Source organism: Pseudomonas sp. R1-43-08, assembly GCF_003852255.1.
GTDB lineage: Bacteria > Pseudomonadota > Gammaproteobacteria > Pseudomonadales > Pseudomonadaceae > Aquipseudomonas.
This window is the reverse complement of sequence record NZ_CP027734.1, coordinates 4,060,673-4,077,406: the sequence shown is the minus strand read 5'-3', so window position 1 is coordinate 4,077,406 and position 16,734 is coordinate 4,060,673. Positions and strand designations below refer to the sequence as shown.

The 16,734-nt window shown below is 61.7% G+C and carries 11 protein-coding genes; 5 read left to right on the top strand and 6 right to left on the bottom strand.

Annotated features, from left to right (window positions below):
• Positions 1 to 505 precede the first annotated feature (505 nt).
• The gene (rlmKL, locus tag C4J87_RS18595; protein ID WP_124367950.1) at positions 506 to 2,770 is read left to right on the top strand and encodes a bifunctional 23S rRNA (guanine(2069)-N(7))-methyltransferase RlmK/23S rRNA (guanine(2445)-N(2))-methyltransferase RlmL; all 2,265 of its coding nucleotides are present in this window, start codon (positions 506 to 508) and stop codon (positions 2,768 to 2,770) included.
• 140 nt (positions 2,771 to 2,910) lie between these two features.
• A complete protein-coding gene (locus tag C4J87_RS18590) occupies positions 2,911 to 5,298 on the top strand; it encodes a GGDEF domain-containing protein (protein WP_124367949.1) in 2,388 nt (795 codons plus the stop codon).
• 2 nt (positions 5,299 to 5,300) lie between these two features.
• Here the strand turns inward: C4J87_RS18590 and dacB are convergent, their stop codons facing one another.
• Positions 5,301 to 6,761 (bottom strand): D-alanyl-D-alanine carboxypeptidase/D-alanyl-D-alanine-endopeptidase, encoded by a 1,461-nt coding sequence (gene dacB, locus C4J87_RS18585; RefSeq protein ID WP_124367948.1) that lies wholly within the window; start codon positions 6,759 to 6,761, stop codon positions 5,301 to 5,303.
• Positions 6,762 to 6,997: 236 nt separating this feature from the next.
• On the opposite strand from dacB, the gene C4J87_RS18580 reads away from it, so the two are divergent.
• The gene (locus C4J87_RS18580; protein WP_124367947.1) at positions 6,998 to 7,342 is read left to right on the top strand and encodes a YggL family protein; all 345 of its coding nucleotides are present in this window, start codon (positions 6,998 to 7,000) and stop codon (positions 7,340 to 7,342) included.
• Between the two features lie 37 nt (positions 7,343 to 7,379).
• On the opposite strand, the gene C4J87_RS18575 is transcribed toward C4J87_RS18580, so the two are convergent.
• A complete protein-coding gene (locus C4J87_RS18575; RefSeq protein WP_124367946.1) occupies positions 7,380 to 8,570 on the bottom strand; it encodes a benzoate/H(+) symporter BenE family transporter in 1,191 nt (396 codons plus the stop codon).
• Between the two features lie 214 nt (positions 8,571 to 8,784).
• Here C4J87_RS18575 and C4J87_RS18570 point away from each other — a divergent pair, with 214 nt between their 5' ends.
• The gene (locus C4J87_RS18570; RefSeq protein ID WP_124363916.1) at positions 8,785 to 9,549 is read left to right on the top strand and encodes a GntR family transcriptional regulator; all 765 of its coding nucleotides are present in this window, start codon (positions 8,785 to 8,787) and stop codon (positions 9,547 to 9,549) included.
• Positions 9,550 to 9,687: 138 nt separating this feature from the next.
• Here C4J87_RS18570 and guaD read toward each other — a convergent pair whose 3' ends face one another.
• The 4 genes from guaD to xdhA all read right to left on the bottom strand — a co-directional run bounded on the left by guaD (position 9,688) and on the right by xdhA (position 15,793).
• Positions 9,688 to 10,992 (bottom strand): guanine deaminase, encoded by a 1,305-nt coding sequence (gene guaD, locus C4J87_RS18565; RefSeq protein ID WP_124367945.1) that lies wholly within the window; start codon positions 10,990 to 10,992, stop codon positions 9,688 to 9,690.
• Between the two features lie 7 nt (positions 10,993 to 10,999).
• Positions 11,000 to 11,842, bottom strand: a complete 843-nt coding sequence (xdhC, locus tag C4J87_RS18560; RefSeq protein WP_124367944.1) for a xanthine dehydrogenase accessory protein XdhC — start codon at positions 11,840 to 11,842, stop codon at positions 11,000 to 11,002.
• 119 nt (positions 11,843 to 11,961) lie between these two features.
• Entirely contained in the window at positions 11,962 to 14,352 is a 2,391-nt protein-coding gene (gene xdhB / locus C4J87_RS18555) for a xanthine dehydrogenase molybdopterin binding subunit (RefSeq protein ID WP_124367943.1), read from the bottom strand.
• Positions 14,345 to 15,793 (bottom strand): xanthine dehydrogenase small subunit, encoded by a 1,449-nt coding sequence (gene xdhA, locus C4J87_RS18550; RefSeq protein ID WP_124367942.1) that lies wholly within the window; start codon positions 15,791 to 15,793, stop codon positions 14,345 to 14,347. The genes xdhB and xdhA overlap by 8 nt, the downstream gene beginning before the upstream one ends.
• A 280-nt stretch (positions 15,794 to 16,073) precedes the next feature.
• Here xdhA and C4J87_RS18545 point away from each other — a divergent pair, with 280 nt between their 5' ends.
• Complete coding sequence (locus C4J87_RS18545; protein ID WP_124367941.1) at positions 16,074 to 16,733, top strand: GntR family transcriptional regulator; 660 nt, start codon at positions 16,074 to 16,076, stop codon at positions 16,731 to 16,733.
• Position 16,734 lies beyond the last annotated feature (1 nt).

Sequence of the window (16,734 nt, the reverse complement as noted above, 5' to 3'; positions counted from 1 at the left end):
CTAGATATCCTTCGGCCTCGTGTGAGGCCGGGCAGAGTTTTTCTGCCGTTGGTGGGCTCGCTGCCGGCGTGGCGAGCCGATGTGTCGGCGTCGTTACGGCGCCAACCTGTGTTGAGTTCTAACCAATAGGTCACATGGATTCAATGATCGTTTTGTCATAAGCACGTAACGATAACGATGCTATAGCCATAAGCTGGGATGGCTTTTCGCCCCTTTTCCTAGGCAAAGCCAGCTATGATGTGCCCTGCGAAGAGAATGTGTTTAATCCTTGGGTGAGAATGCCCACCTGTTGCAGTCGGTTATTATTCGACGAAGGGTCGGAATATTTCTTTTTGTTGCTTCAAATTCTTCTTCTGCCCCGTCAATAAAGGCCCAAAGGCCCGTCAGACGAGGTGGAGCGGCACATTCGTGCCACGCGAGCACTCTTCAAGAAAAGTGCTTGATTGAAAACCGAACCGGCGATGCGTCGCCCGTTCATTGATTGCTGAAAAGCCTGGAATACCCCATGTCGGACCGTTTTGAACTCTTCCTCACCTGCCCCAAGGGCCTCGAAGGCCTGCTGATCGAGGAAGCCGTCGGGCTTGGCCTTGAGGACGCCCGCGAGCACACCTCGGCCGTGCGCGGCATGGCCGACATGGAAACCGCCTACCGCCTGTGCCTGTGGTCGCGTCTGGCCAACCGGGTGTTGCTGGTGCTCAAGCGCTTCCCGATGAAGGACGCCGAAGACCTCTACCACGGCGTGCTGGATATCGAATGGGCCGACCACATGGTCAGCGACGGTACGCTGGCGGTGGAGTTCAGCGGTCACGGCTCGGGCATCGACAACACCCACTTCGGCGCGCTGAAGGTCAAGGATGCAATCGTCGACAAGCTGCGCACCCCGACTGGCGAACGTCCGTCCATCGACAAGATCAACCCGGACCTGCGCATCCACCTGCGCCTTGACCGTGGCGAAGCCATCCTGTCCCTGGACCTGTCCGGCCACAGCCTGCACCAGCGCGGCTACCGCCTGCAGCAGGGTGCCGCGCCGTTGAAGGAAAACCTGGCGGCCGCGATCCTGATCCGCGCCGGCTGGCCGCGCATCGCTGCCGAAGGCGGCGCATTGACCGACCCGATGTGCGGCGTCGGCACCTTCCTGGTCGAAGGCGCAATGATCGCCGCCGACATGGCGCCCAACCTCAATCGCGAACTGTGGGGCTTCACCACGTGGCTCGGACACGTCCCGGCGTTGTGGAAGAAGCTGCACGCCGAGGCCACCGAACGTGCCGCTATCGGCATGAACAAAACCCCGCTGTGGGTGCGTGGCTATGAAGCCGATCCGCGCCTGATCCAGCCGGCCCGCAACAACATCGAGCGCGCCGGCCTGAGCCACTGGATCAAGGTGTACCAGGGCGAAGTCGGCACGTTCGAGCCGCGCCCGGACCAGAACCAGAAAGGCCTGGTGATCTGCAACCCGCCGTACGGCGAGCGTTTGGGGGACGAGGCCAGCCTGTTGTACCTCTACCAGAACCTTGGCGAGCGTCTGCGCCAGGCTTGCATGGGCTGGGAAGCCGCAGTGTTCACCGGCGCGCCGGACCTGGGCAAGCGCATGGGCATCCGCAGCCACAAACAGTATTCGTTCTGGAACGGCGCGTTGCCGTGCAAATTGTTGCTGATCAAGGTCAACCCGGATCAGTTTGTCACCGGCGAGCGTCGTACCCCGGAGCAGCGCCAGGCTGAACGTGAGCAAGCGGCTTACGACCAGGCCCCGACCGAGCCGGTGGAGCGTCAGTACAACAAGAACGGCAACCCGATCAAGCCAGCCCCGGCCCCGGTGGTCGAGCAGGCCCGCTTGAGCGAAGGCGGGCAGATGTTTGCCAACCGTCTGCAGAAGAACCTCAAGCTGCTGGGCAAGTGGGCCAAGCGTGAGGGCGTGGATTGTTACCGCGTGTACGACGCCGATATGCCGGAGTACTCCATGGCTATCGACCTGTATCACGATTGGGTGCATGTGCAGGAATACGCCGCGCCGAAGTCCATCGACCCCGAAAAAGCCTCGGCGCGCATGTTTGACGCGCTCGCGGCGATTCCCCAGGCACTGAACGTCGACAAAAGTCGCGTGGTGGTCAAGCGTCGCGAGCGTCAGAGCGGCACCAAGCAATACGAGCGTCAGAGCGCCCAGGGCAAGTTCACCGAGGTCAGCGAAGGTGGCGTGAAGCTGCTGGTCAACCTCACCGACTACCTGGACACCGGCCTGTTCCTCGACCACCGCCCGATGCGCCTGCGCATTCAGAAGGAAGCGGCGGGCAAGCGTTTCCTCAACCTGTATTGCTACACCGCCACCGCCAGCGTACATGCGGCCAAGGGTGGCGCGCGCAGCACCACCAGTGTCGATTTGTCCAAGACCTACCTGGACTGGGCGCGTCGCAACTTCTCCCTCAACGGCTTTTCCGACAAGAACCGCCTGGAACAAGGCGATGTAATGGCGTGGCTGGAAGCCAGTCGCGATGAGTTCGACATGATTTTCATCGACCCGCCGACCTTCTCCAATTCCAAGCGCATGGAAGGCATTTTCGACGTGCAGCGTGACCACGTGCAATTGCTCGACCTGGCCATGGCGCGCCTGGCGCCGGGCGGCGTGCTGTACTTCTCGAACAACTTCCGCAAGTTCCAGCTGGAAGACAACCTCAGCCAACGCTATGCGGTCGAGGAGATCAGCGACAAGACCATCGACCCGGATTTCGCGCGTAACGCCAAGATCCACCGCGCCTGGAAAATTACCGCACGCTGATACGTGTGGCGAGGGGGCAAGCTCCCTCGCCACAGCAGGCGCCCGCCGTATTTACGCTGGTCAAACCCCCGACCGATGGCTATAACTTAACGTCCAGCCAAAGTGAAAAACCCCGCACGCTGGCGTTGTGAGTATCGCCTATGCCAATGCAAGCCGTACGCCCGAAGATCCTTGGCTTTATCAGTGAACAGGCATCGGCTTGGCTGGTGGCATTGGTGGTGCTGGCAATCGGTGGCGCGCTGACCCTGGTTATCGCGTGGGCCGCTGCCGACTTTAACCAGCAGCAGGTGCGCCAGCGCTTCCAGTTGCTGGTTAACGAGCGCTACAGCCGGATTCAGGAGCGCTTCGAAGACCAAGAGCTGCGCCTGGATAGCCTGCGCCGCTTCTTCGTCAATTCCAGCGAGGTATCGCGCAGCGAATTTGACGGCTTCGCCCAGCCTTTGTTGTTGCATGCGCGTGCCTATGCCTGGGCGCCGCGTGTGCCTCGGGATCAGCGCAGCCGGTTTGAACAGGACATCTCGCGCCAGCGCGGCGTACCTTTCAACATCCGTGAACTGAATTCGGCAGGTGAGTTGGCGCCCGCTTCCGAGCGCGATGAATATGTACCGGTGTTATACAGCCAGACTCAAAGTCTGTTGGGCTCGCCGTTGGGTTTTGATCTGCTGGCCCAACCCCTGCGGCGCGCTGTGCTGGAGCGTGCGCAAAAAAGCGGCAAGGTGGCGGTGTCCCAGCCCATGCAATTGGTGGGCGTGGAACCGGCCTATGCCGCAGGGGTACTGTTGGTGGCGCCGGTCAGCAAGACGGTCGATGCCCAACCGGTTGGCTATGTCATGGCAGTGATCAGCATTCGCCAGCTGGTGGCCGATGGGATGCCTAAGGCAAACCGGGATAACCTGGCGATGCAGTTCGTCGACACCTCCGACACTGAGCAGCGTGTGCTGTATGCGTCCAGCAATGCGCCGGGCGGCAGCGACCTTGTCGCCGCCCGACGTCTTACCCTCGGTGACCACGTCTACGCGCTGAGCCTGCGTGCCAGTGAGGTATTCGACAAGGCCAACCATTCCTCGACCAACACCATACTGATCATGGGCGTGCTGCTGAGTGTGCTGCTCAGTGCCTTGCTTTATGTGTTGGTCAGCCAACGCCAGCGGGCGCTGACCCTGGTGGAGCAGCGTACCGCTCAGTTGCGCCTGCGTGAACAGGAACTGCGGGGCGCGCACGGTCAATTGCGCAGCGTGCTGAATGCGGCGACGCACGTTGCAATCATTGCCACGGACTTGCGCGGTGTCATCAACATGTTCAATGCCGGGGCCGAGCGGATGCTGGGGTTCAAGGGCGAGCAAGTGGTGGGCCGCCTGACGTTGGAGCGCCTGCACCTGGCCGCCGAGCTCGAGACCCGCGCCATGCGTTTGAGTGTGGCGCTGGGCAAGCGTATCGCGCCGAGCCAGGCGATGCTGGTGGAAAGTCCCGACGGTCAACAGGATGCCCGCGAGTGGACGCTGGTGCGCGAGGACGGCAGCCCGTTGACCGTAAATATGCTGGTCACGGTGTTGCTGGATGACCATGGCCTGTGGGTCGGGCACTTGGCGATTTACCTGGATGTCACTGAGCAGAAGCGCGCCTATGAAGCGTTGGCCGCGCGCGATCGCTTGCTGAAAAAGCTCAGTGCCCATGTGCCTGGCGGCATCTTCCAGTTCACCCTGGAGCCCCGCAACAGCTGGCGCTTCATTTACGCCAGCGAAGGCATGCGCGATATCTATGAGATCGAGCTTGGCGTGTTGCAGCAGGATGCGGGCAAGGTCCTGGAACGCATTCACCCCCTGGACCTTGAGCGGGTACGCGCGTCGATACGTTTGTCGGCGCTGCAATTGAGCCATTGGCGCGAAGAGTATCGCGTGCAGTTGCCCCAGCGCGGCCTGCGCTGGATTCGTGGCGAGGCCACGCCGGAGGAATTACCCGGCGGCGGTACGTTGTGGCACGGTTATGTGTCGGATATTTCTGACCTCAAGCGCGTGGAAGAAGAGTTGCGCACGCTGTCCATCACTGACTCCCTGACGGGCATCCACAATCGCCGCTATTTCCAGGACCGCATGAAAGCCGAACTGCTGCGCCACACCCGTACGTCTGGGGCGCTGTCGGTGATCATGCTGGATGTCGACCACTTCAAGCGGGTCAACGACCAGTACGGGCACGGCGCCGGGGACGGTGTGTTGCAGGAGCTGTGCAGGCGAATCAGCCAACGCTTGCGCCGCACCGACGTGTTCTGTCGGTTGGGTGGGGAAGAATTCGTGGTGCTATGCCCGCACACCGATGGCGCCCAGGCTTACCACTTGGCGACGCAGTTGTGGCAGTCGTTGCGCAGCACGCCGATGGCGCCGGCGGGCATCGTCACCGCCAGCTTTGGGGTGGCCAGCTGGCGTGTCGATGAAGGCATTGACGGGTTGCTGCTGCGCGCGGACTCGGCGGTGTATACCGCCAAGCAGACGGGCAGGGACCGGGTGGAGCTCTGTGGCAGCGGCGTTGAATAACGCTAGAGCACTGGCGCGGCTGCAACCGCCTTCGGCTGGCGATACAGGTCCAGCAGCACTTGGTCCAGCACCGACGACGCGCCCCACGGCTTGGAGTCGTTGAGAATCGCCACCACCGCCCAGGTGTTGCCGTTGTTGTCACGGCTGAAGCCTGCGATGGCGCGCACGGTGTTCAAGGTTCCGGTCTTCACATGGGCTTCGCCGCGCATGGCGGTGGTCTTCAGGCGTTTACGCATGGTGCCGTCGGTGCCGGCAATCGGCAGCGAGCTGATGTACTCGGCGGCGTAGGGGCTTTTCCAGGCCGCTTGCAGCATGGCCGCCATTTCGCGGGCGCTGATCCGTTCGGCGCGGGACAGGCCGGAACCGTTCTCCATCACCAGGTGGGGTGCGGTAATGCCTTTTTTCGCCAGCCACTGACGTACTACGCGTTGCGCGGCCTTCGCATCGTCGCCATCGGCATCGTTGCGAAACTGCGCGCCCAGGCTCAGGAACAGTTGCTGGGCCATGGTGTTGTTACTGTATTTATTGATGTCGCGGATGATTTCCGCCAGGTCCGGCGAGAATGCCCGGGCCAGGACCTTGGCATCCTTGGGCACTGGCGCCTGGATATCGCGACCCTGGATGGTGCCGCCCAATTCCTTCCAGATCGCACGCACGGCGCCGGCGGTGTAGGTGGCATGGTCGAGCAGCGACAGATAGGTCTGCGAACTGCAGCCGTCCGCCAACTGGCCACTGACGGTCACGGTCATACTGCCATCGGCGGCGGTCATCGGGCTGTAGCGCACGTCGCCAGTGCACTGTTTGGCGTTGGAGACTTTCACCTGGTTGTCGATGCGAATGCTCGCAATCGGCGGCTCGACCGACACGATCACCCGCCCGGCATCGTTGCGTGTCACGAAGCGCAGGGCTTTGAGGTTGACCAGCAGCGCATCGGGCTTGACCAGGAACGGCTTGTTCTCGTCGTTGCCGTCGTCATTGAACTCCGGCAATTGCGGCTGGTGGAAGAAGTTGCGGTCCAGCACCAGGTCGCCGGTGACCTGCTGTACGCCATTGGCGCGCAGGTCGCGCATCAACAGCCAGAGTTTTTCCATATTCAGCTTGGGATCGCCGCCGCCCTTGAGGTACAGGTTGCCGCGCAACACGCCGCCGCTGAGTACGCCGTCGGTGTAGAACTCGGTTTTCCACTGGTGGTTGGGGCCGAGCATCTCCAGGGCCGCGTAGGTCGTCACCAGTTTCATGGTGGAGGCCGGGTTCACCGACACGTCGGCATTGAACACGGTCGGCGTACCGGGGCCGTTCAAGGGCAGCATCACCAGGGACAATGCGGTGTTTTGCAATTTTGCCTTCTGGAGGGCCTGGGCAACGCTGGGGGGCAGGGTGTTGTTGACGGGTGCGGCGGTGGCGCAAACGGCCAGTGGCAGGAGAACACCGGCGAGGAAAACAGAACGTAAAGATTTGATCATAAGAAATAAAACCCTACTGCTGAGAAGGGTGAAAAAGGCGAGGGGTATGGAAGAAAATCCCTCATTGGTCATGAAAGTGTCGGCATTATGCCCCAAGCGGAGCTTACGTGTAGCTGAACGATAGCGGGGAATCGGGGTTTTTTTATCGCTTAAGCGCCGCCCGTCCCAGAGAGTCGGGCAATTGCCGCCTTAAACTGCTAAAGTGCCGCCCGTTATTACTTATGAGGATTGTTCCAATGGCGACTAACCGTTCCCAGCGTCTGCGCAAAAAACTGTGCGTTGATGAATTTCAAGAGCTGGGTTTCGAACTGAACCTGGACTTCAAAGAAGGCCTGAGTGAAGAAGCTATCGACGCTTTCCTCGAAGCATTCATCAAAGAAGCCATGGAAGCCAACGGTCTGGGCTATGTGGGCGGCGATGACTACGGTCTGGTTTGCCTGCAGAAGCGCGGCTCGGTCTCCGAAGAGCAGCGTGCTGCTGTCGAAGCCTGGCTGAAAACCCGTTCCGAGCTGACCAAGGCTGACGTCAGCCCGTTGCTGGACGTGTGGTATCCGGAAAAGCCGATCAACGCGGCTAAGTGATACTGAAAAAAACGGCGACGTGAGGGTCGCCGTTTTTTTATGCCTTGCGTCCGTTCAGGATCAACAGCGTCAACACCCCCGCCACAATTCCCCAGAACGCCGAACCGATGGAAAACAGCGTCAAGCCTGACGCGGTGACCATGAAGGTAATCAGCGCCGCTTCCCGTTCCTTCGGCTCATTCATGGCGATGCTCAGGCCATTGATGATCGAGCCAAACAACGCCAGGGCCGCGATCGACAGCACCAGTTCCTTGGGCAACGCTGCGAACAGTGCCGCCAAGGTGGCGCCGAACACCCCGGCAATCCCGTAGAACACCCCGCACCATACGGCGGCGGTGTAGCGCTTGTTGCGGTCTTCATGGGCGTGCGGCCCGGTGCAGATCGCCGCGCTAATCGCCGCCAGGTTGATGCCGTGGGAGCCAAAGGGCGCCAACACCAGTGAGGCGAGGCCGGTGGTGGTGATCAATGGCGAGGCCGGCACGCTGTAGCCGTCGGCGCGCAGCACGGCGATACCCGGCATGTTTTGCGAGGTCATCGCCACCACGAACAGCGGGATGCCGATACTGATGGTCGCCGCCAGTGAGAAGTGCGGCGTGGTCCACACCGGTGCCGCGACTTCCAGGTGAAAGCCGCTGAAGTCCAGCAGCCCCATCAAGCCCGACAGCAGGGTGCCGATCACCAGTGCAGCCAGCACGGCATAACGCGGCGACAGGCGCTTGATGACCAGGTAAGTGAAAAACATCCCCAGCACCAGGCCGGTGCGATGCTGTGCGGCGACGAAAATTTCGCTGCCGATCTTGAACAGAATCCCCGCCAGCAACGCCGCCGCCAGTGAGGCGGGGATGCGCTTGACCAGTTTCTCAAAGCTGCCGGTCAGCCCGCAGATCGTCACCAGCACCGCGCAGGTGATGTAGGCGCCGATGGCCTCGCCGTAGGTGACCCCGCCCAGGCTGGTGATCAACAGTGCCGCGCCGGGGGTGGACCAGGCAATGGTGATCGGCGTGCGATAGCGCAGGGACAGGCCGATGCTGCACACCGCCATGCCGATGGAAAGCGCCCAGATCCACGACGAAATCTGCGCCGTGGTCAAACCGGCGGCCTGGCCGGCCTGGAACATCAGCACCAGCGAGCTGGTGTAGCCGGTCATCATGGCGATGAAGCCGGCGACGATGGCCGAAGGCGAAGTGTCGGCCAGCGGGCGCAAGGGCGCTTGGGTGGCGTCGGTCATGGAAAGATGTTCCTTGTGCAAGAGAAGTTGCGGATTCAAGCCTAAACTCAAACGCAACGACTCATTGCAATACAGCCGACGCCGCAAACAGCCGTACAGTGTGTTGGCGCAGTGGGTTGTGTACAATGTGCCCTGTTTTCAGGTGATACTTGCCAGCGACCCGCTGTTGCCGTATTACCGTTAATTCGCCGCCGTTCTCCAAACCCGAGTGCCCATGAACGAACAGTTGCAACCTCTCAAGAAACAACCGCGAGCCGGCAAGGCCGGTCGCAGCGGAACCCAGGACGATATCGTGTATGCGCATATCTTCGAGGCGATCCTCGAACAACGCCTGGCACCCGGCACCAAATTGAGTGAAGAGGCACTGGGCGAAATCTTCGGCGTGAGCCGCACCATCATTCGCCGCGCCTTGTCGCGCCTGGCCCATGAAGGCGTGGTGCTGCTGCGGCCCAATCGTGGCGCGGTCGTCGCCAGCCCGAGCGTCGACGAGGCCCGCCAAGTGTTCATGGCGCGGCGCCTGGTGGAGCGGGCGATCACCGAGCTGGCGGTGCAGCACGCTACCGCTGAGCAACTGGCCCAGTTGCGCCAGATGGTCAACGACGAACGCGACAGTTTCTCCCGTGGCGACCGCGGCGCCGGCATCCGCCTCTCCGGCGAATTCCACTTGAAGCTGGCTGAAGCGGCGAAGAATGCGCCGCTGATCAGCTTCCAGCGCAGCCTGGTGTCCCAGACTTCCTTGATCATCGCCCAGTACGAAAGCGGCAACCGCTCGCACTGTTCCTACGATGAACACACCCAACTGATCGACGCAATCGAAGCCCGGGACGCGGTACTGGCGGTGGATTTGATGATGCATCACATGGATCACATCGACAGCAAGCTCAACCTCGATGAGGAGAGCGCGTCGGATGATCTGCATGCGGTGTTCTCGCATTTGTTGCAGACCAAGAAGCCAGGGCGCTCGTCGGTAAAACTGTAACTTCCCTGACTCACCTGGGATAAAAATGTGGGAGGGGGCTTGCTCCCGATTGCGGTGTGTCAGACAACATATTTGTTACTGACCGACCGCTATCGGGAGCAAGCCCCCTCCCACATTTGTTTTGTGGTGTCGCTGAGATCAGCGCTGGTGCACCAGTTGCCCCGCCGCATAGGTCTGCAACACCGTCCGATCATCCCCCAGGGTCATCAACACAAACAACGTCTCGGCAATGTTATTCGCCTGTTTCAAGCGATAGCTCAGCAACGGCGTGGCGTTGTAGTCCAGTACCAGGAAGTCCGCATCCGTGCCCGGTTGCAAGGTGCCGATCTTGTCTTCCAGGCGCAGCGCGCGCGCACCGCCCAGGGTGGCCAGGTACAGCGACTTGAATGGACTCAACCGCGCACCCTGCAACTGCATGACCTTGTAGGCTTCATTCAAGGTTTGCAGGAGCGAGAAGCTGGTGCCGCCGCCCACGTCGGTGCCCAGGCCCACATTCAATTTGTGCTTCTCGGCCATCGGCAGGTTGAACAGGCCACTGCCGAGGAACAGGTTCGAGGTCGGGCAGAACGCCACGGCCGAGCCGGTTTCTGCCAGCCGCGCGCATTCGTCGTCGCACAGGTGCACGCCATGGGCAAACACTGAGCGTTCGCCGAGCAGTTTGTAGTGATCGTACACATCCAGATAGCCGTTGCGCTCTGGAAACAACGCCTTCACCCATTCGACTTCCTGCTTGTTCTCACTGATGTGGGTCTGCAGGTACAGGTCCGGGTATTCCCCCAGCAGTTGCCCGGCCAATGCCAGTTGCTCCGGCGTGCTGGTGGGGGCGAAACGTGGCGTGACCGCATAATGCAGGCGGCCCTTGCCGTGCCAGCGCTCGATCAGTGCCTTGCTTTCCTGGTAGCCGGATTCCGGCGTGTCGGTCAGATAATCCGGCGCGTTGCGGTCCATCATCACTTTGCCTGCGATCATGCGCAGGTCGAGTTTTTCGGCGGCTTCGAAGAACGCGTTCACCGACTGCGGGTGCACGCTGCCGAACACCAGCGCGGTGGTGGTGCCGTTGCGCAGCAGTTCCTTGATGAAAATATCCGCCACTTCGTCAGCGTGCGTCTTGTCAGCGAATTGGCTTTCACACGGGAAGGTGTAGGTGTTGAGCCAGTCCAGCAACTGCTCGCCATAGGCGCCGACCATGCCGGTCTGTGGCAGGTGGATATGGGTGTCGATCAGGCCGGGGGTGATCAGCGCATCCTGATAGTGGGTGACGTCGATATCGGCAGGCAGGGTCGGCAGCAGGTCGCTGGCGTGGCCAAGCGCGCTGATCCGGCCGTTGTCGATCACCAGCAGGCCGTCTTCGAAATATTCATAGGACGCGTCGATGCCAACCTCGGCGGGGTCGGCGATGCTGTGCAGGATGGCGGCACGGTAGGCTTTGCGGGTCAAAGGCATGCTGATCTCAATTCTTGGCTTGGCTGCGGCGTGACACCGGCAGCAATTTGGCGATGGGCTCGGCGCTGGCGGTGTGCTGGCCGAAATGGGCGTTGTAGGTGGCGATGATTTCGCCGGCGATGGAAATGGCGATCTCTACCGGCAATTTGCCCTTCACCTCGCTGAGGCCCATCGGGCAGCGCAGGCGTTGCAGGTGCGCGGTGTCGAAGCCGCGATCGCGCAGGCGATGTTCGAACTTGACCCGTTTGGTTTTGGAGCCGATCAGGCCGAAGTAGGCAAAGTCATTGCGCTTGAGCAGGGCGGCGGTCAGCTCCAGGTCCAGTGCGTGGTTGTGGGTCATGACGATGCAGTAACTGCCCGCCGGCAAGTCGGCGATTTCGTCGACCGGCTCTTCGCTGACGATTTTACGCACGCCCTGGGGGATGTGTGACGGAAACTCCTGCTCGCGCGAATCGATCCAGCGCACCCGGCACGGCAGGCTCGCCAGCAACGGCACCAGCGCACGCCCCACATGGCCGGCGCCAAACACCGCGATCTGCGCCTGCACCTGGCCCATGGGTTCGAACAGCAGCACCGTCACGCCGCCGCAGCACTGGCCCAGGCTCGCGCCGAGGCTGAAACGCTCCAGATGGGTGTTCTGCTGGCCACGGGCAAGCATGTCGCGGGCGATGTGCGTCGCCTTGTATTCCAGGTGCCCGCCGCCGATGGTGTCGAAGGTGTGGGCGGCGCTGATCACCATCTTCGAGCCGGCGTTGCGCGGCGTGGAGCCAAGCTCTTCGATGATGGTGACGAGCACGCAGGGTTCGCCTTGGTTCTGCAGGTCGGCGAGGGCGCTGATCCAGTTGTTCATGGTCACCTCAGTTAGATCGTTCCCACGCTCCGCGTGGGCATGCATACCGTGACGCTCTGCGTCACAAGAGCGGACGCTCTGCGTCCAGGCCGGCATTCCCACGCAGAGCGTGGGAACGATCAAGCCAGCTCGGTTGCAGCTTGAGTGGCGTTTGTTTGCAACCGCCGCATCTGCTCGCAGCCCCACAACACCCGCTCCGGCGTGGCCGGCGCATCGATCCTGGGTTGATGCCGATAGTCACCCAGGCTCGCCACTGCATCCTTGATCGCGCACCACGAGGCAATCCCGAGCATGAACGGCGGTTCACCCACGGCCTTGGAATGGAACACCGTGTCTTCGGGGTTCTTGCGGTTCTCCACCAGCTTGACCCGCAGGTCCAGCGGCATGTCCGCCACGGCCGGGATCTTGTAGCTGGCCGGGCCGCAGGTCTCTAGCTTGCCCTTGTTGTTCCACACCAGCTCTTCCATGGTCAGCCAGCCCATGCCTTGGATAAACCCGCCTTCCACCTGGCCGATGTCGATGGCCGGGTTCAGCGAGGCGCCCACGTCGTGGAGGATGTCGGTGCGCAGCATCTTGTATTCGCCGGTCAGGGTGTCGACGATCACTTCGCAGCACGCCGCGCCGAAGGCGAAGTAGTAGAACGGCCGTCCGCGTGACTGGCTGCGGTCGTAGAAGATCTTCGGGGTTTTGTAGAAGCCGGTGCTCGACAGCGAGACCTGAGCGAAATACGCCTGCTGGATCAGCGCCTCGAAGCTCAGGATGTGTTCACGCACGCGCACATGACCGTTGCGAAATTCCACGTCCGCCTCGCTGACGTCGTACTTGCGCGCGGCAAATTCCACCAGGCGTTGCTTGATGGTTTCGGCGGCATTCTGCGCGGCCTTGCCGTTCAGGTCGGCGCCGCTGGAGGCCGCCGTCGGCGAGGTGTTGGGCACCTTGTCGGTGTTGGTGGCGGTGATCTGCACGCGGTCGATATCCACCTGGAACACTTCGGCCACCACCTGGGCGACCTTGGTATTCAGGCCCTGGCCCATTTCGGTACCGCCATGGTTGAGGTGGATGCTGCCGTCGGTGTAGATGTGGATCAGCGCGCCGGCCTGGTTGAGGAAGCTGGCGGTAAACGAAATGCCGAATTTGACCGGGGTCAGCGCCAGGCCTTTTTTCAGGATCGGGCTGTGGGCGTTGTACAGGCGGACCGCTTCGCGGCGCTCGGCATATTGGCTGCTGACCTCAAGCTCGGCGGTCATTTCTTCGAGCATGTTGTGCTCGACGGTCTGGTAGTAGTGGGTGACGTTGCGCTCGGTCTTGCCATAGTAGTTGGCCTTGCGCACGGCCAGCGGGTCCAGCGCCAGATGGCGGGCGATGGCGTCCATCACTTCCTCTATGGCGACCATGCCTTGCGGGCCGCCGAAGCCGCGATAGGCGGTGTTGGACGCGGTGTTGGTCTTGCAGCGATGGCCGTTCACCGTCGCGTCGCCCAGGTAATAGGCGTTATCGGCATGAAACATCGCGCGGTCGACAATCGAGTTGGACAAGTCCGGCGAACAGCCGCAGTTGCCGGCCAGGTCCAGGTTGATGCCGTGCAAACGGCCGGCGTCGTCGAAGCCCACGTCGTATTCGATGTAGAAGGGGTGGCGCTTGCCGGTCATCAGCATGTCTTCGACCCGCGGCAGGCGCATCTTGGTCGGCTGGCCGGTGAGGCGCGCCACCACCGCGCACAGGCAGGCGGGGCTGGCGGCCTGGGTTTCCTTGCCGCCGAAGCCACCGCCCATGCGGCGCATGTCGACGACGATCTTGTTCATCGACACGTCGAGCACTTCGGCGACAAGCTTCTGCACTTCGGTGGGGTTCTGCGTGGAGCAGTAGACAATCATCCCGCCGTCTTCGGTGGGCATCACCGAGGAAATCTGGGTCTCCAGGTAGAAATGTTCCTGGCCGCCGATGTGCAGCGTGCCCTGGATGCGGTGTTGAGCCATTGCCAAAGCGCCGGCCGAATCACCGCGTTGGTGGGTGTGGCTGTCGAGCACGAAGTGTTTGTTGCGAAACGCCTCGACCACATCCAGTACCGGCTCCAGGTCTTGGTATTCGATCACCGCCGCCATGGCCGCTTTGCGGGCGGTCTCAAGATCACGGGCGGCCACGGCCAGTACTACCTGGCCGACGAACTGCACGGTGTCGATGGCCAGCAGCGGATCGCCGGGCATCAGCGGGCCGATGTCTTTCAGGCCCGGTACGTCTTCGTGGGTGATCACGATACGCACACCGTCGAAGGCGTAGCAGGGCGCGGTGTCGATGCTGAGGATTTTCGCGTGGGCGCGGTCGGACATGCGCGCATACAGGTGCAGTTGGTTGGGAAACTCGAGGCGGTCGTCGATGTACTGCGCCTCACCGCTGACATGCTTGGCGGCGCTGTCATGCTTGACGCTGCGGCCGACCCCGGAGGTCAAGTCGCGGGCGAACAGTTCGGCCAGTTCAGCCTGGGTTTTTTCCACGGCGTGATGGTTAGACATATGCGGTCACCCGAGTCTCGATGTGCGGCGTTTGCAGTTCGATGAAGTATTTGCGCAACAGGTTCTGCGCGCTGAGCAGGCGGTATTCCTTGCTGGCGCGGAAGTCCGAGAGCGGGGTGAAATCCTCGGCCAGGGCGGCGCAGGCTTTCTCCACGGTGGCGGCGTTCCAGGTGGCGCCCGTCAGCTGCGTCTCGCAATGCCTGGCGCGCTTGGGGGTGGCGGCCATGCCACCGAAGGCGATGCAGGCCTCGCTGACCACACCGTTGTCGAGCTTGAGGTTGAAGGCGGCGCACACGGCAGAAATATCATCGTCCAGGCGCTTGGAGACCTTGTACGCGCGAAACAGTGAGTGGCCCTTGGGCACGATGATTTTCTCGATGAATTCGCTGTCCTGGCGGGCGGTCACGCGGTAGTCGATGAAGTAATCTTCCAGCGCCAGGGTGCGCCGGGTATTGCCCTTGCACAGCACAATCTGTGCGCCAAGGGCGATCAGCAACGGCGGCGAATCGCCAATCGGCGAGGCGTTGCCGATATTGCCGCCGAGGGTGCCCTGGTTGCGGATCTGCAGCGAGGCGAAGCGATGCAGCAATTCGCCGAAGTCGGGGTATTCGTGGTGCAGCGCGGCGTAGCAGTCGGAGAGGGCGGTGGCGGCGCCGATTTCCAGGCGGTCGTCGAAGGATTCGATGCGCTTCATTTCTTCGATATTGCCGACGTAGATCATCACCGGCAGGGTGCGATGGAACTGGGTGACTTCCAGCGCCAGGTCGGTGCCGCCGGCCAGCAGGCGGGCTTGCGGATAAGCGTCGTAGAGGTCGGCCAGGTCGGCGACGGTCAACGGCACCAGGCAGCGTTTGTCGCCACTGTTGAGTTCACCGGTTTGCGTCGGCGCAATCGCCTTGAGCTGCGCGATGGTCTGGGCGGCGCGGCTGTCGAACTGGTCCTGGGGCTTGTTGCAGCAGGCCTGTGCGGCGGCGGCCAGAATCGGGCGATAACCGGTGCAGCGGCACAGATTGCCGGCGAGGGCTTCGTGGGCTCTCTGGCTGTCGGGGGCGTCGCTGTTCTTTTGCAGGGCAAACAACGACATCACGAAACCCGGGGTGCAGAAGCCGCACTGTGAACCGTGGCACTCGACCATCGCCTGCTGCACGCTGTGCAGTTGGCCCTGGTGCTTGAGGTCTTCGACACTGATCAGTTGCTTGCCGTGCAGCGACGAGACAAAGGTCAGGCACGAATTGAGGCTGCGATAACGAATCTGCTCGACGCCTTGATCGTTGCGGTGCAACTCACCGACCACCACGGTGCACGCACCACAGTCGCCGCTGGCGCAGCCTTCCTTGGTGCCGGATTTGCCCACATGCTCACGCAAATAGTTGAGCACGGTCAGGTTGGGGTCCAGGGCGTGCTCGCTACGGAGTTCCTGGTTAAGTAAAAACTGGATCACGGAAGGCCTCGCAGATTCATTATTGTTGTTAACCGCTTTGCGCCGAATCTAGTCATGTCTGACTTTTCGGTCAATGATTTTCTGACCTAAGGGTCAAGAAACTGCGGTCACAACCTATTCAATTATGGTTCAGTCTTCTGGAACCGGTGTTTTCAGGGGCTTGTGGCTTTCCAGGCTTGCGTGTTTCATGCCAAATTCGCCACCGTGGGCGTAGCGCCATCAGCGGGCCAATGCGCTACACTGCCGCGCTTGTACCGATAGCAGATTTTGAAGGGAAAACATGACGTTCAAGGCGCCGGACAGTCTCGCCGAGCAAATCGCTCACCACCTCGCCGAACGTATCATTCGCGGCGATCTCAAGCCTGGGGAGCGGATCCAGGAACAGAAAGTCACGCTGGCGCTGAATGTCAGCCGTGGTTCCGTGCGCGAAGCCCTGCTGATCCTCGAGCGCCGGCACTTGATCGCGATCCTGCCGCGCCGTGGCGCCCACGTCACTGAACTCAGCGCACACAAAGTGCAGAGCCTGTGTACGTTGATGGGCGAGATGTACATCCTGCTCGGCAATGCGGTTGCCGAAGGCTGGCAGACCCAGGCCGACATGGCGCCCTTCCTGCAAATCCAGCAGCGCCTGATGGCCAGCTATGAGCGCCAGGACATCCGCGCCTTCGTCGAAGAAAGCTTCAATGTGATGCGCGCCGCGTACCCCTTCGCCAACAACCCGTATCTGCAGGAAACCGTCGAGAACCTGCAGCCGGCGATGAACCGTGCCTATTATTTGGCCCTGGAGCAGCGCAAGGCGGAAATGAGCGAGTACCTGACGCTGTTCGAACAGCTGCTCGCTGCCGTACTGGCCCGTGACCTGGCGCAGATCCGCCTGGTGTTGTCGGCTTACTGCCAGCGCAGCAGCTCGCTGGTGATCGCAGCGTTGGCGGACGCCTAAG

Excerpts from the sequence above, each read along its gene's own strand:
- guaD (WP_124367945.1), bottom strand. The coding sequence starts at position 10,992 with ATGCCTTTGACCCGCAAAGCCTACCGTGCCGCCATCCTGCACAGCATC.
- C4J87_RS18575 (WP_124367946.1), bottom strand. The coding sequence starts at position 8,570 with ATGACCGACGCCACCCAAGCGCCCTTGCGCCCGCTGGCCGACACTTCG.
- xdhC (WP_124367944.1), bottom strand. The coding sequence starts at position 11,842 with ATGAACAACTGGATCAGCGCCCTCGCCGACCTGCAGAACCAAGGCGAA.
- dacB (WP_124367948.1), bottom strand. The coding sequence starts at position 6,761 with ATGATCAAATCTTTACGTTCTGTTTTCCTCGCCGGTGTTCTCCTGCCA.
- C4J87_RS18580 (WP_124367947.1), top strand. The coding sequence starts at position 6,998 with ATGGCGACTAACCGTTCCCAGCGTCTGCGCAAAAAACTGTGCGTTGAT.
- C4J87_RS18570 (WP_124363916.1), top strand. The coding sequence starts at position 8,785 with ATGAACGAACAGTTGCAACCTCTCAAGAAACAACCGCGAGCCGGCAAG.
- C4J87_RS18545 (WP_124367941.1), top strand. The coding sequence starts at position 16,074 with ATGACGTTCAAGGCGCCGGACAGTCTCGCCGAGCAAATCGCTCACCAC.
- xdhB (WP_124367943.1), bottom strand. The coding sequence starts at position 14,352 with ATGTCTAACCATCACGCCGTGGAAAAAACCCAGGCTGAACTGGCCGAA.
- C4J87_RS18590 (WP_124367949.1), top strand. The coding sequence starts at position 2,911 with ATGCCAATGCAAGCCGTACGCCCGAAGATCCTTGGCTTTATCAGTGAA.
- rlmKL (WP_124367950.1), top strand. The coding sequence starts at position 506 with ATGTCGGACCGTTTTGAACTCTTCCTCACCTGCCCCAAGGGCCTCGAA.